Annotated in this window: 11 protein-coding genes; 3 read left to right on the top strand and 8 right to left on the bottom strand. The window is 70.0% G+C overall.

Annotation, left to right across the window (positions count from 1 at the left end; genetic code table 11):
* Nucleotides 1-48 precede the first annotated feature (48 nt).
* On the bottom strand, nt 49-2,859 hold the full coding sequence (secA, locus tag ACV530_RS32840; protein ID WP_494336343.1) for a preprotein translocase subunit SecA: 2,811 nt from the start codon (nt 2,857-2,859) through the stop codon (nt 49-51).
* 296 nt (nt 2,860-3,155) lie between these two features.
* On the opposite strand from secA, the gene ACV530_RS32835 reads away from it, so the two are divergent.
* Together ACV530_RS32835 and ACV530_RS32830 are read left to right on the top strand one after the other, a co-directional pair.
* Nucleotides 3,156-3,746: a GNAT family N-acetyltransferase gene (locus ACV530_RS32835; protein ID WP_494336342.1), complete on the top strand. Its 591-nt coding sequence runs from the start codon at nt 3,156-3,158 to the stop codon at nt 3,744-3,746.
* A 61-nt stretch (nt 3,747-3,807) separates the two neighbouring features.
* Nucleotides 3,808-5,001, top strand: a complete 1,194-nt coding sequence (locus ACV530_RS32830; RefSeq protein ID WP_494336341.1) for a winged helix-turn-helix domain-containing protein — start codon at nt 3,808-3,810, stop codon at nt 4,999-5,001.
* 32 nt (nt 5,002-5,033) lie between these two features.
* Here ACV530_RS32830 and ACV530_RS32825 read toward each other — a convergent pair whose 3' ends face one another.
* The 7 genes from ACV530_RS32825 to mtnA all read right to left on the bottom strand — a co-directional run bounded on the left by ACV530_RS32825 (nt 5,034) and on the right by mtnA (nt 13,423).
* A complete protein-coding gene (locus ACV530_RS32825; RefSeq protein ID WP_494336340.1) occupies nt 5,034-5,777 on the bottom strand; it encodes a response regulator in 744 nt (247 codons plus the stop codon).
* Nucleotides 5,778-5,992: 215 nt separating this feature from the next.
* Complete coding sequence (gene hpf / locus ACV530_RS32820; RefSeq protein WP_494336339.1) at nt 5,993-6,679, bottom strand: ribosome hibernation-promoting factor, HPF/YfiA family; 687 nt, start codon at nt 6,677-6,679, stop codon at nt 5,993-5,995.
* 291 nt (nt 6,680-6,970) lie between these two features.
* Entirely contained in the window at nt 6,971-7,735 is a 765-nt protein-coding gene (locus tag ACV530_RS32815; protein WP_494336338.1) for a ComF family protein, read from the bottom strand.
* Nucleotides 7,736-7,811: 76 nt separating this feature from the next.
* A complete protein-coding gene (locus tag ACV530_RS32810; RefSeq protein ID WP_494336337.1) occupies nt 7,812-9,617 on the bottom strand; it encodes an LpqB family beta-propeller domain-containing protein in 1,806 nt (601 codons plus the stop codon).
* Nucleotides 9,617-11,605 carry an MtrAB system histidine kinase MtrB gene (gene mtrB, locus ACV530_RS32805; protein ID WP_494336336.1) on the bottom strand — a complete coding sequence of 663 codons (1,989 nt, stop codon included), beginning with the start codon at nt 11,603-11,605 and terminating at the stop codon, nt 9,617-9,619. The genes ACV530_RS32810 and mtrB overlap by 1 nt, the downstream gene beginning before the upstream one ends.
* A gap of 1 nt (nt 11,606) precedes the next feature.
* Nucleotides 11,607-12,284: a two-component system response regulator MtrA gene (gene mtrA / locus ACV530_RS32800; RefSeq protein WP_010356958.1), complete on the bottom strand. Its 678-nt coding sequence runs from the start codon at nt 12,282-12,284 to the stop codon at nt 11,607-11,609.
* Nucleotides 12,281-13,423, bottom strand: a complete 1,143-nt coding sequence (gene mtnA, locus ACV530_RS32795) for an S-methyl-5-thioribose-1-phosphate isomerase (protein WP_494336335.1) — start codon at nt 13,421-13,423, stop codon at nt 12,281-12,283. The genes mtrA and mtnA overlap by 4 nt, the downstream gene beginning before the upstream one ends.
* A gap of 381 nt (nt 13,424-13,804) precedes the next feature.
* Here mtnA and ACV530_RS32790 point away from each other — a divergent pair, with 381 nt between their 5' ends.
* On the top strand, nt 13,805-14,728 hold the full coding sequence (locus tag ACV530_RS32790) for a DUF7847 domain-containing protein (protein ID WP_494336334.1): 924 nt from the start codon (nt 13,805-13,807) through the stop codon (nt 14,726-14,728).
* Nucleotides 14,729-14,903 lie beyond the last annotated feature (175 nt).

Genomic DNA, 14,903 nt, shown 5'->3' with positions numbered 1-14,903 from the left:
CACCGGTGGCGGGACCCGAGTCGGATCCCGCCACCGGTACAGATGCGGTTACTTCTTGCGGCGACGGCCGCCGGAGCTCTTCTGCGCCTTGCGCCGCTCCGCGCGGGTCATGCCGTCGCCCGCGGGGACGCCGGCCTCGTCGCTGGTGAAGTCGCCCTCGACGACACCGCCTTCGCCGTCCACGGTGGGGGCGGAGAAGTGCAGGCGGTCGGGCCGCTGCGGGGCGTCGAGGCCCTTGGCGCGGATCTCGGGCCGGGCGGCGGGCACGGTGTCCTGGACCTTCTCGGGGGCCGGGGCGCCCTCCTGCACGGGCACCTCCTCAAGCTGCTGGTCGACCTGGACCTCCAGGTTGAACAGGTAGCCGACGGACTCCTCCTTGATGCCCTCCATCATGGCCTGGAACATGTCGAAGCCCTCGCGCTGATACTCGACCAGCGGGTCCTTCTGGGCCATCGCCCGCAGGCCGATGCCCTCCTGGAGGTAGTCCATCTCGTAGAGGTGCTCACGCCACTTGCGGTCCAGCACCGACAGCACGACACGGCGCTCCAGCTCGCGCATGATGTCGGAGCCCAGCTGCTCCTCGCGGGACGCGTACTGCTCGTGGATGTCGTCCTTGACGGACTCGCCGATGAACTCGGCCGTGATGCCGGCCCGGTCGCCCGCGGCCTCCTCCAGCTCCTCGATGGTCACCTGCACCGGGTAGAGCTGCTTGAACGCGCCCCACAGCCGCTCGAGGTCCCACTCCTCCGCGAAGCCCTCGACGGTCTCCTGGCGGATGTAGTCGTCGATGGTGTCGTCCATGAAGTGCTGGACCTGCTCGTGCAGGTCCTCGCCCTCGAGGACGCGGCGCCGCTCGCCGTAGATGACCTCACGCTGGCGGTTGAGGACCTCGTCGTACTTCAGGACGTTCTTACGGGTCTCGAAGTTCTGCTGCTCGACCTGCGACTGGGCCGAGGCGATGGCACGGGTGACCATCTTGTTCTCGATCGGCACGTCGTCGGGCACGTTGGCCATGGCCATCACGCGCTCGACCATCTGCGCCTTGAACAGCCGCATCAGGTCGTCGCCGAGCGACAGGTAGAACCGGGACTCGCCCGGGTCGCCCTGACGGCCGCTGCGGCCGCGCAGCTGGTTGTCGATACGGCGCGACTCATGCCGCTCGGTGCCCAGGACGTAGAGGCCGCCGAGGTCCTTGACCTCCTCGAACTCGGCCTTGACCGCGGCCTCCGCCTTCTCGAGGGCGGCCGGCAGCGCGGCGGCCCACTCCTCGACGTGCTCGACCGGGTCCAGGCCGCGCTGCCGCAGCTCCGCCTCGGCGAGGTCGTCGGGGTTGCCGCCGAGCTTGATGTCCGTACCACGGCCGGCCATGTTGGTGGCCACGGTGACGGCGCCCTTGCGGCCGGCTTGGGCGACGATCGTCGCCTCGCGCTCGTGGTGCTTCGCGTTGAGCACCTCGTGCTGGATGCCGCGCTTGGCCAGCTGCTGCGAGAGGTACTCGGACTTCTCGACGGAGGTGGTGCCGACCAGGATCGGCTGGCCCTTCTCGTGCTTCTCCGCGATGTCCTCGACGACCGCGTCGAACTTGGCGACCTCGGTGCGGTAGATGAGGTCGGACTGATCCTTGCGGACCATCGGCCGGTTGGTCGGGATCGGCACCACGCCGAGCTTGTAGATCTGGTGGAACTCGGCGGCCTCGGTCATGGCCGTACCGGTCATGCCGGAGAGCTTGGAGTAGAGACGGAAGAAGTTCTGGAGGGTGATCGTGGCGAGCGTCTGGTTCTCGTCCTTGATCTCCACCCCTTCCTTCGCCTCGATCGCCTGGTGCATGCCCTCGTTGTAGCGGCGGCCGGCCAGAATACGGCCGGTGTGCTCGTCGACGATCATGACTTCGCCGTCCATGACGACGTAGTCCTTGTCCTTCTTGAAGAGTTCCTTCGCCTTGATGGCGTTGTTGAGGTAACCGACGAGCGGGGTGTTGACCGACTCGTAGAGGTTGTCGATGCCCAGCCAGTCCTCGACCTTGGCGACGCCCGCCTCGTGGATGCCGACCGTGCGCTTCTTCTCGTCGACCTCGTAGTCGCCGGTCTCCTCGATGCCCCGCTGCGGGTTGGCCGGCTCGCCCTTGGTGAGCCGCTGGACCAGCTTGGCGAAGTCGCCGTACCACTTGGTGGCCTGGTCGGCCGGGCCGGAGATGATCAGCGGCGTACGGGCCTCGTCGACGAGGATCGAGTCGACCTCGTCGACCACGGCGAAGTTGTGCCCGCGCTGCACCAGCTCGTCCTGCGACCACGCCATGTTGTCGCGCAGGTAGTCGAAGCCGAACTCGTTGTTCGTGCCATAGGTGATGTCGCAGCCGTACTGCTCGCGACGCTGGGCCGGGGTCATGTTGGCGAGGATGCAGCCGACCGACAGGCCGAGGAACCGGTGCACCCGGCCCATCAGCTCGGAGTCGCGCTCCGCGAGGTAGTCGTTGACCGTGATCAGGTGCACGCCCTTGCCGGACAGCGCGTTCAGATACGTGGGCAGGGTGCCGACCAGGGTCTTGCCCTCACCGGTCTTCATCTCCGCGACGTACCCCAGGTGCAGCGCGGCGCCGCCCATCAGCTGGACGTCGTAGTGACGCTGACCGAGCACGCGCTTGGCGGCCTCGCGGACGGTCGCGAAGGCCTCGGGCAGCAGGTCGTCCAGGCTCTCGCCGTCGGCATAACGCTGCTTGTACTCGTCGGTCAGGGCGCGCAGCTCGGCGTCGGAGAGGTTGAGGAAGTCCTCTTCGATGGAATTGACCTGGTCCGCGATGCGGTGCAGCTTGCGCAGGATCTTGCCTTCACCTGCACGCATGATCTTGCCGAAGACGGACACGTAGGCTGACTCCTTGCCGGTCGGGCCTGGCACTGGTGCCCCCCTGCCCCGGGGAGGGAGGAAGGTGCGCGGGCACGACGGGACAGTCCCCGCCGCAACGGCCATCGTAAGCGAGGACCCCGCCGCGCCGGGAGGTCCGTCGTCCCCGAGACCGCGTATCACCCGACGGAACAACGGACAGCGTTTCCCGGAAGTGCCCGACAGAGGTAATCGCGCGGCGCTTTGTTGCCTTTCCCCTCTTTTCACATCCACGAATGAATTCGCGCCGGGCCGGTGTCACCGTCCAGACTCCGCCCATGGAACCGATAACCCTCGCCACCGAGCGCCTGGTGCTGCGCCCCTTCTCCCCCGCCGACGCGGCCGCGGTGCACGCGGCCTGCCAGGACCCCGAGATCCCGCGCTACACCCCCGTGCCCTCGCCCTACACGCCCGAGCACGCCAGGCAGTACGTCGAGGGGACCTGCCCGGACGGCTGGCGCGACGACTCCGCGTACACCTTCGGCCTCTTCACGCGGGACGAGGGCCTGCTGGTGGGCGCCATGGGCCTGGTGCGGGTCAAGCTGCAGGCCCCCGAGCGGGAGGCCGAGCTCGGCTACTGGACGGCCCGCGAGGCGCGCGGCCGGGGCTACACCGTGGAGGCCGCGCGCGAGGTGGTCCGGTGGGCCTTCGAGGACCTGGGCGCCGAGCGGCTCGTGTGGGCCGCGATGGCCGGGAACGCGCCGTCGCGCGGGGTCGCCCTCAAGGTCGGCTTCCGGATGGAGGGCCTGGTGCGCTCGATGATCGTCCAGAACGGGGAGCGGTACGACGCCTGGACGGCCTCGCTGCTGCCGTCGGACCTGGGCATGGCGTCGAAGACCCCGTACGCGCCGTACGCCGGGCAGGACTGATCGGGCAGGACTGATCCGGCAGGTCAGGGGCATTGTCAGTGGCCGGTCCTAGGGTGTCCGCATGACAACTGCCGCCCGCGCAAAGGGCCGTACGGCCGACGTCCGCCTCTCCGCCGACGAGGCGAGGCGCATGGCGCTGCGCGCCCAGGGGCTGCTCGGCGCCGCCGACCGGCGTGCCGGGGTGCGCGGGGTGCTGCGCCGGCTCGGGGCCGTCCAGCTGGACACCATTTCGGTGCTGGCCCGCTCGCACGAGCTGGTTCCGTACGCACGGCTGGGTGCGGTGGGCCGCGCCGGGGTCGAGGCGGCGTACTGGACCGGCGGGCACTCCTTCGAGTACTGGTCGCACGCGGCGTGCGTCCTGCCCATCGAGGAGTGGCCGCTCTTCGCGTTCCGGCGGCGGGCCTTCCGGGCGCGCGGCCACCGCTGGCACGTGATGAAGGACGCCGAACGCTCGTGCGCCGCGGTCCTGGACCGGCTCAAGGCCGAAGGCCCGCTGACGGCAACGGATTTGGGCGGCGCCAAGAACGGCGGCCCGTGGTGGGACTGGTCCGAGACGAAGATCGCCGTGGAGTGGCTCCTCGACACGGGTGAGGTCGTCTGCACCGAACGCCGCGGCTGGAAGCGGGTGTACGACCTGGCGGAGCGCGCCGTGCCGGATGCCCTGTTCCACGACGGCCTGAGCGACACCGAGTGCATACGGCGCCTGGTCGCCCAGGCGGGCGCGGCGATGGGGGTCGCGACGCGGGCGGATCTGGCGGACTACCACCGGCTCAAGGGCGACCAGGTGGACGCGGTCCTCGACGGCACGGGGCTCGTCCCGGTCGAGGTGGCGGGCTGGTCCAAGCCCGCGTGGGCCGATCCGGAGGCACTGGCGGCCGAGTCCTCGGCGAAGGGACAGCGCCACCGCACGACGCTGCTGTCGCCCTTCGACTCGCTGATCTGGGACCGACCGCGAACGGAGCGGATGTTCGGCTTCACCCACCGCCTGGAGGCCTATGTGCCCAAGGCCAAGCGGGTGCACGGGTATTTCGCGATGCCGCTGCTGTCCGGCGGGCGGCTGGCCGGCCGGGTGGACCCGGCGCGGGAGGGCAGGACGCTGGTCGCCCGGCAGGTCTCGCTCGACGGCGCCCCGGCCGTGGCCCCCATGGCGCGTGCGCTGCGGGAGGCGGCGGAGTGGGTGGGCTGTGACACGGTGCGGATCGAACGCTGCGACGGCGCCGCCCTGGCGGCGGCCCTGGTCACGGCGCTCGACTGATCACCGGGTCACCAGCTCACAGGCCTACAGGCTCACCGGATTTCCAGGATCTTCTCCCGCATCGCATAGACCACCGCTTCCATCCTGGAGTGCAGCTGCAGCTTCTCCAGGATGTTGCGGACATGGTTCTTGACCGTGTTCTCGCTGATGAACAACTCCTTGGCGATATCACGGTTGTTCATGCCCGTCGCGACGAGCTTCAGCACCTCGAGCTCGCGGTCGGTGAGCCGGGGTGCGGGCACCAGCCTGCGCTCGTCCGTGCGCTGGATCATCGACTTGAACTCGGTCAGCAGCTTGGAGGCCATCGACGGGCTGATCTGCGACTGCCCGTCGGCGACCGCCCGGATCGCGGTCGCCACCTCGTCGGTGGAGATCTCCTTGAGCAGGTATCCCGTGGCGCCGGCCTTGATCGCGTCGTAGAGGTCGGCCTCCTCGTCGCTGATCGTCAGCATGATGATCTTGGCGCTGGGGGCCACCTCCTTGATGGAGGTGCAGGCCTCGATGCCACCGCGCCTGGGCATCCGCACATCCATCAGCACGATGTCGGGCAGCAGGTCGGCGGCCTTGTCCACGGCCTCCGCCCCGTCCCCCGCCTCGCCCACGACCAGGATGTCCTCCTCCTGGGCCAGCACGATCTCCAGCCCGCGCCGGAAGAGCGCGTGGTCGTCCACGACCAGGACCCTGATCGGCTCCCCTGCCATCGCACCGTGGTCCGCGCAGACGTCCTCGGCGTCGTCCTCACCGGGCACGCTCATGGGCCCGAACCTGTCCGCCATTGTTCCTCCCCCTGTGAAGGCCATGGCCCCTCGCGGTTGAACAGCGCTGCGCCGCCCCAACCGGACCCGGTGAACCGGTCGTTGGCAGCCCGGCCATGATTTCATGCCGGACGGCGGGGTGGTGCTCGCGTCGCCGCACGCCGGTGCCCCGGAAGCCCCTCGAAGCTCCGGGGCACTTTTCACGGACGGCTGCGGTTCAGGCGATACGGGCCCGGTCAGCCGCCGAGCGCGCCGCCCGCACCGCCGGGCACCTCTTCTGCGAAGGGGTCCGAGTTGAGGCGGATGACGCCGTAGTCGTACGCGTGCCGCCGGTAGACGACACTCGGCATCTTCGTGTCGGAGTCGACGAACAGGTAGAAGTCATGGCCGACCAACTCCATTTCGTAGAGTGCCTGGCCGAGCGCCATCGGGGCGGCGGTGTGGGTCTTCTCGCGGACCACGAGGGGCCCTTCGCCCTGGATCTCCAGCGCACCCATGTGGGTCACCGGAACCTCCCCCGGCTCCTCCGAGGCCAGCCGGCCGCTCTCGTTCAGCACGGCGGATTCCGGTACGGTGACCGCCACCTCGCTCGCCGAAAGGCGTCCGTTGCCGCGCCTCGTGTGGCGCTTGTCGTTCTGCTTGCGCAACCGCGCCTCGAGCTTGGCGGTGGCCAGGTCGAGCGCGGCGTAGGGGTCTGCCGCAGCGGCTTCCGCCCGGACCACCGGTCCACGGGACCGCAGGGTGATCTCCACTCGGTCCGAACGGTCGGACTGCCTGGGGTTGGGCTCCTTGGACACCTCCACGTCGAGGCTGATCACCTTGCCGTCGAGCTTCTGGATCTTGTCCAGCTTCAGCTTCTCGGCCACGTGCTTGCGAAAGCGCTCGGGCACTTCAGTCTTGCGGCCCTTGACGACGATGTCCACGCAGAACTCCGTTCCCGGATGCCCCCGCCGAAGGTGCGGAGCGCATCCCTCTTGCATCAGACCCCGGGGATACCCGAGGCCACCGACACGGCGGTTTCACCTCCTCCTCCCCCAACGGCAAGATCTACATCCCACCGTTCCCAGGATCTTCGACGGCGCGCAAAACGCGCCATCCGGAGATATGAGGCATAGTCTCTGCCATTCCTCACAACCGAACATATCTCGCTCGGAAGTCTGTTGGTACCCCTTGCCGGGACGTACCTCCATTCAGGTGTTCTTCCGCCGTTTCCATCAGGAACGACGGGAGTTACCGGCCTCCGTTCTCGCCGCGGTAATGCGGACCATTTCGCTCTCCCTCGGCGTCACCGCCACCACCGCGGCTCCCACGACGCGGCCGCCCGCCCCCGAGACCGCACGGGCCGCCTCCACCAGCGAGGAGCCGGTCGTCATCAGATCGTCCACCAGCACCACGGGCCGGCCGTCCTCCCACAGGCGCCCGGCGCCCGCCGGGACGGTCATCGCCCCCGCGACGTTCAGCCACCGCTGCCGGGCGTCCAGCCCGGCCTGGTCGGCCACGGCCCTCCGCTGCCGGAGCACCGACGCCACCCGCACCCGCGCACCCGCAGCACGCAGGGCTCCCGCGGCCGCCAGCGCCAGACGACGGCAGGGGTCGTGCCCGCGCCGCGCCACCGCCCGCCGCGCGGAAGGCACCGGAACCAGCACCAGGGGCGCGCTCCCGGCGCGTACGCCCTCTGGTGCTCCGGTACCACCGGCCACCCGGACCGCGCCCGCCAGAGCGCCGCCCAGCGGCTTCGCGAGCCCCAGCGCGCCCCGCTCCTTGTGAGCGAGCAGCACATCCCGCACCGCACCCGCGTACCACGCGGCCGTGTGGACGGGAGGCAGGCCGTCCGGCACCGGATCCGGCCAGGCGCGCCACACCGTCCTGCCGTACAGCTCAGCCCGGCAGCCGTCGCACAACGCGGTACGCGGCGATCCGCAGCCCGCGCAGTCGGCCGGCAGCACCAGCCCGGTGATCTCCCGCCACCACCCGTGCATGGATCCAGTGTTCCGCCTCGCGGCCGACCCTGCCACCCCTGTGGATAACTCTCGGTGACCACGTGCGCCGCTGCCATCAGCCCGGGTAGACGGGCGCCCATCCCTTCTCCACCGGCTTCCAGCCGGCGTCCGGCAGCAGCCGTACGATTTCGCCGTCCCGCTCGGCGAGCAGGGCCTTGCCCTGGCTGCTCTCCGGCGCCGCCACTCCCCGCACGCCCGTGATGCCGGGCAGCGTCGAGGCGTTCGACAGCGATCCGTCCGTCTCGATGTACTCGAGCTGCTGCAGACCGCCCTGCTCGCTCCCTGCCACCAGCAGCCGGCTGCCGCCCGCCCAGGACACGGCGTTCACGTCCACCAGCTGCGGAGCCACGGGACGCAGCTCCTGCACCGACAGACTCGGGTGCTCCGCGCTGCCCCGCCGTTCGACCCTGCCGAGCTTCAGGACCGTCCGGTCGTCCTTCGTCACCAGCAGGGCGATCCGCACCCCGTCCGCCGCGACCCGCAGTCCGGTGATCCGGCCGTCGAGACCGGGGACCGCGACCTCCTCCGGTGCGCCCGTTCCGCCCGGCAGGTGCAGCAGCCGCGGATGGTCCGGATCCTGGTCGGCCACCCACAGGTCGCCCATGCCGTCCCAGCTGGGTGCCGTCAGCCCGCCCTTCGGCCCGCCGCGGACGGTCAGCTTCGCCTCACCGGGCGCCGCCCCGGCCCTCAGCTCCGCGACGTGGAGCGTCAGCCCGTTGGCGGACACGCCGGCCGCCTTGAACTCGTCGCGGTCCACGGCCACCGACCGCAGCTGGGCCCCGTTCTCCGCTCCGAACGGCCCCTGCACCCGGCGCGGCTCCTCGTCACCGCCGGCCACGCTCACCAGCCGGTGCTGCTCGTCGATGAAGTACTGCCGGTCGCTACGGGGCGCCTTCTGGTCCGGGGCGTACATCTTGGCCTTGTCCCGGGACAGCGTGCACAGGTCGGAGCCGTCCTTGTCCATGAGCGTCACGCTGGTGACCCGGGCCGACTCCTGGACGGTGAAGAGCATCTGCGCCGCCATCCGCCGGCACTGCTCCGGGCCCGCACTCCCTGCCCGCCCGTCCAGGCGCACCTTGAGGGCGTTGGAGTCGTCGAGCGACAGCCTGCTGTCCTTGAGGCCGGTATGAGCCGGAAAGGCCGTCGCGACGACCGGGTCGAGCCAGGTCGTCGGCCCGTCCAGCAGCGCCTTCACGGTCGAGGTCACGGGATCTATGCGCTTGCGCAGGTAGACGGGGTCCGCGACGAGCGCGTTCCTGCCCTCCCCGTCCCTGGCACCCTGCCCCAGCTCCGCGAAGTAGTACTTGTTGACCGAGCGGTAGATGCGCTGGAAGTCGGCCACGCCGAGCACCAGCCCGTTCGGGATGTCGTCGACGCGCCACTCGCCGTCCTCGAGCGACATGTGGATCTGCATCCGGAAGTCGCGCGCGTCCGGCTTGTACGCGTGGTTGTCGTCCACCTTCGCGACCTGCTTGCCGGTCAGCGAGATCGTGCGGCCCGTGTCCCGGTCGTCGTTGTTCCGCTCCACGTGCACACGCGGTATCTCCGAGAGGATCGTGGTGGCGGCCCCCGGATTCCACCGGTGCTTGACGGCCTTCGTCAGATACATCCGGGCCGTGTCGTAGTCCGGGTCATCGCTCGTCGTCGCCTCCAGGAAGCCCTTCACGAGCTCCTGCGGCTGCTCCTTCTTGCGCGGCGGCACACCGTAGACACGCACCTGCGAATCCGCGTCGGCACGCTGCGAGGAATCCACCGCGGTGACATCCCCGCCCTCCGGCATCGACGCGCACCCGGCCAGCAGCACACCGCCGGCCGCCAGCGCGACGAGGCCGAGCACCCGGCGCCGTCCCGTACCGGACATCACTGCAGGCCTCCGTCCCGGTCGCCGCCATCCGCCGGCTGCCCGCCCCGGGCCGGGCCCGGACGCGACACCACGCGCGCCCCGCTGCCCGGCAGCGCCGCCGGGTCCACGGCGGACCGTACCTGCTTCGCCTGGGTCCTCGACTGCGGCGGTACGGGCGTACTGCGGCCCGGCACGGCCAGCGGCACTCCCGCGTCGTTCAGCCCGCGATTGCGCCGCGAGTCGTCCGGCTCCAGCGGTATCGGCGAACCGCGCAGCGTGTCGCCCGCGGTGGCGGGCAGCGTCAGCCGGAACTGCGACCCCCCGCCGGGCTCGCCCCACGCCTGCAGCCAGCCTCCGTGCAGCCGCGCGTCCTCCACGGCGATCGACAGGCCCAGGCCCGTGCCCCCGGTCGTCCGGGCCCGGGCGGGGTCGGCACGCCAGAAGCGGTTGAACACCCGGGTCGCCTCTCCGGGCTTGAGCCCCACGCCGTAGTCGCGCACCGCGACCGCGACCGCGCCTCCGGCGACCGCCAGCCGCACGACCACGTCCCGTCCCTCCCCGTGCTCCACCGCGTTGACCACCAGGTTCCGCAGCACGCGTTCCACGCGCCGCGAGTCCGCCTCCGCCACCACGGGCGCGCCGGCGCCGCGCACCAGCAGCTTGCTGCCCTTGCGCTCCGCCAGCGGCAGCGCGCCGTCGACGACGCGCTTGACCACGTCGCGCAGGTCCACCGGCTCGGCCTCCAGGGCCGCCGCCCCGGCGTCGAACCGGCTGATCTCCAGCAGGTCGGCCAGCAGCGACTCGAAGCGGTCCAGCTGCTCGAAGAGGAGCTCGGCGGAGCGCGCGGTGACCGGGTCGAAGCCGTCCCGGGCCTCGTGGATCACCTCGGCCGCCATCCGTACGGTCGTCAGCGGCGTCCGCAGCTCGTGCGACACGTCGGACACGAACCGCCGCTGCATGCGCGACAGCTCTTCCAACTGCTGGATCTTGACCTGGAGGTTCTGTGCCATCTTGTTGAAGGACTCGCCCAGGCGTGCGATGTCGTCCTCGCCCGTGACCTTCATACGCTCTTGGAGGACGCCCGCCGCGAGCCGCTCCGCGATCCCCGCGGCCATCCGCACCGGCGTGACGATCTGCCGCACCACCAGCCAGGCAATGGCCCCGAGCAGCACCACCAGGAACACCCCGGCCGTCGCCAGCGTGCCCTTGACCAGGCTCAGCGACTTCTCCTCCTGCGTGAACGGGAAGAGGTAGTAGAGCTGATACGGCTTGCTGTCGATGTCGTAGAGCCGCTTGCCGATCACCAGCCCGGGCTCCCCCTCGTCGGAGGCACTGCGCTTGATCAGCGTGGGCTCCTCGAAGGCCCCCGTGGCAGCGTTGTCCAGCTTCCGCCGCAGACCGCCGGGCACGCTGTGCTCGGGATCGATGTCGCCCGACGCACGCGGGCCGTGCATGCCCGTATGCACCGGATCACCCGCGGTCGCACTGAGCGCCACCACGTAATAGACGCCCTGCCCGCCGCTGGACAGCTGCTGCACCGTGGCGGTCAGCCAGGCACCCGGATCCGGAGTCCCCCGGCCCGCACCCTGCGCACTGTCCTGGCTGCGTCCGTCGATCCCCGTGGCACCGGGATCGGCAGCGGCCCGCGCGGCCTGGAAACCGCCCTCGGCCTGGCTCTGCGCCGCGTTCCGCTTGGCCTCCAGCAGGCCGTTGCGCACCTGCCCGATGACCACCACGCCGAGCAGCAGCACCACGGCGAGCGACATCAGCAGCGTGGTGGCGACCACCCGCAGCTGGATGTTGCGCACCCACAGCCGCATCGCGGGCAGCAGCGGCCTGCGCACCCACCGCACGTAGAGCCGCAGCACCGGATGCACCGGAGCCGCAGCGGCGCCATCGGGCAGCAGCCGCCCGGCCCGCCACAGCCGCCGGAGGAGAGGTATGCCGTCCGACCTGCCGACGGGCCGCCCCGCACCCGGCTCCGGAGCGGCGCCGCCGCCCGTCATGTCAGCTGGGCCCAGCCTTGTAACCCACACCCCGCACGGTCACGACGATCTCCGGACGCTCCGGGTCCTTCTCGACCTTCGAGCGCAGTCGCTGCACGTGCACGTTCACGAGCCGGGTGTCGGCCGCATGCCGGTAGCCCCACACCTGCTCCAGCAGCACCTCACGGGTGAACACCTGCCAGGGCTTGCGGGCCAGCGCCACCAGCAGATCGAACTCCAGCGGCGTCAGCGCGATCGACTGTCCGTCGCGCTTGACCGAGTGGCCGGCCACGTCGATGACGAGGTCCCCGATCGTCAGCTGCTCGGGCGCGGGCTCCTCCGACCTCCGCAGCCGGGCCCTGATCCGGGCCACCAGCTCCTTCGGCTTGAACGGCTTGACGATGTAGTCGTCCGCGCCGGACTCCAGACCGACGACCACGTCGACCGTGTCGCTCTTGGCGGTCAGCATCACGATCGGCACGCCGGACTCGGCCCGGATCAGACGGCACACTTCGATACCGTCCCGGCCGGGCAACATCAGATCGAGCAATACAAGATCCGGTTTGGCCTCACGGAATGCGGCGAGTGCCTTGTCACCGTCGGCTACAAACGACGGCTCGAAACCCTCACCACGCAGCACAATTCCGAGCATCTCGGCCAGTGCGGTGTCGTCATCGACGACAAGGACGCGTCCCTTCATATCGACATCATCCCATTACCCGATCGTGACCTGGCACACAGCTCCGCAAGGCCCCTCTTCGTCACGGGGGAAACAACCCCGTTTTCCGTGACAATCGCGGTCACCAGCTCGGCCGGTGTGACATCGAACGCAGGGTTGTAGGCCTGAGTCCCCACCGGCGCCACCGCTGTTCCGGCACCCGCACCGACCTGCGGCGACGAGGCGAATTCCGTCACCTCGTGCCCGGCACGCTGCTCCACCTCGATGGCCGCACCCTCCGCGGTGTCGAAGTCCACGGTCGTGCTCGGCGCCACCACGACGAACGGCACATGGTGATAGCGGGCCAGCACGGCCAGCGGATAGCTGCCCACCTTGTTCGCCACCGAACCGTCCGCGGCTATCCGGTCCGCGCCGATCAGCACGGCATCCACCTCGCCCGCCGCGAACAGCGAACCCGCCGCATTGTCGGTGAGCAATGTGTACGCGATACCGGCCCGCGCCGCTTCGTACGCCGTCAGCCGCGCACCCTGCAGCAGCGGACGGGTCTCGTCCACCCACAGCCGCCTGAGCTCCCCGGCCCGGTGCGCGGCCAGCGCCACCGCGAGCGCCGTGCCCTCGCCGCCGGACACCAGCGCGCCCGTGTTGCAGTGCGTGAGGACCCGGAACCCACCGCCCGGCACCAGCTCCTTCAGCAGCTCGAGGCCATGAGCCGCCATCCGCGCACTGGCCTCCGCATCCTCGCGGTGCAGCGCCCGCGCCGCGGCGAGAGCGGTCGCCGCGGCCCGCTCAGGGGCCGCTCCGGCGCTGACGGCCTCGCGGTAGGCGGCCACGATCCGCCGTACCCCATAGCCGAGATTCACCGCCGTGGGACGGGCGTGCGCGAGCATCCCGGCGGCTTCTTCCACGTCGAAGCCCCGCGCCGCGGCGAGCGCCACGCCGTACGCACCCGCTATCCCCAGCAGCGGCGCGCCCCGGACCGCGAGCGTACGAATCGCATCGACCAGCGCAGGGACGTCCGTGCACACCAGCTCGACTTCCTCGGCCGGAAGCCGCCTCTGGTCCAGGAGCACGATCACAGGTCCTTCTGGGAGCTCCTCCCAGCGCAACGAAGCGACAACATCACCAGTGGGCCCCCCGGGCAGCACATGACGATCAGCCATTGGTCCAGTCTGCCCCCTGCGCACCGACTATTGAAGGCGGCCTCCGGCCGCTCCCCTGTACGAGCCCCCAGGAGCCCCATGGGCACCGTGACACGATGGGCGGAACGGCTCGGCCGCCGCAACGGCAAGCGGGCCCAGAAGGAGCGACAGAACATGAACGACTCTCCGGGCCGGAACTCGCCCGGACCCTCCCCTTCGGACGAGCAGCAGTCCTCCCAGTGGTCCGACCGTCAGCCGCCACCTCAGCAGTGGACGCCGCCCCTCGGCGCTCCGCAGCAGCCTCCCCGGCAGGGCTGGCACAACGGCTGGCAGACGGGCGGCGGACCGGGCGGCTGGGGGCAGCACCAGTGGGGCCCTCCGCCGCCGGCGCCGCAGCCCGGCGTGATCCCGCTGCGCCCGCTCCGGGCCGGGGAAATCCTTCAGGGCGCGGTCAATACGACCATCAAGTACTGGCGGCCGGCGCTCGGCATCTCCGCTGTCGTGGCCGTGCTCACTCAGGCCCTGTCGACCATAGCCAGCGGCTTGTGGCTCGAGGACAGTACGAACGTCGAAGCCCTCAAGAACTCCGCGAGCCCCCGGGAAGTCCTCGATGCCATGACCGGCAGCCTGGGCACCTCGGCCGTGACCATGGTCATCGGACTCATCGGTTCGATCATGGCCGCGTCGATGCTGACCGTTGTCGTCAGCCGTGCCGTTCTGGGCCGTAGGGCGTCGATCGGCGAGGCGTGGGAGAGCGCCCGGCCTCAGCTGCTGCGCATGGGAGGACTGCTCTGCCTCATCCCGGTGGTCATGCTCGGCTTCTTCGCGCTGGGGATGGCTCCCGGGCTGCTGATGTATCTCGCCGGAGCCAGGACGATCGGCTTCGCCTTCGTCGGTCTCGGCGGACTGGCCGGATGCGCGGGCATGGCATGGATCTGGATTCGCTATTGTCTGGCCGCGCCGGCACTGATGCTGGAGAAGCAGAGTGTCGTCAATGCCCTGCGCCGGTCGGCGAAGCTGGTCCGGGGTTCGTGGTGGCGTATCTTCGGCGTCCAGCTCCTCGCCGTTCTGGTGGTCTTTGCAGCCGCCATGATCATTGAGATACCCACGAGCGTTGTTGAATTGATCTTCACCGGGGATCTGGACTCCACTCAGAACCTCAGCTGGACTTCATTGATCATCGCGGGAATTGGTGCGGCCATCAGCACCACCCTCGCTCTTCCTGTTACGGCGAGTGTCACCGCTCTGCTTTATGTCGATCAGCGCATTCGTCAGGAATCCCTCGACCTCGAGCTCGTCCGTGCCGGTGACGAGCAGACCGTTTGACCGGCTCCGTCTCGCCTCCGTCATTTCCTCGGGGAGGGACGGAGGCGGGGGCGGGGGTCCGGTTGTAAAACAAAAAAGCCGTGGGCTTGAGTTGGATCACTCCAACTCAAGCCCACGGCTATAAAATTTGTTCGGCGGCGTCCTACTCTCCCACACGGTCCCCCATGCAGTACCA

The sequence above is a fragment of the Streptomyces sp. SX-6 genome (assembly GCF_059089585.1).
This window is presented reverse-complemented; position numbering and strand designations above follow the sequence as displayed.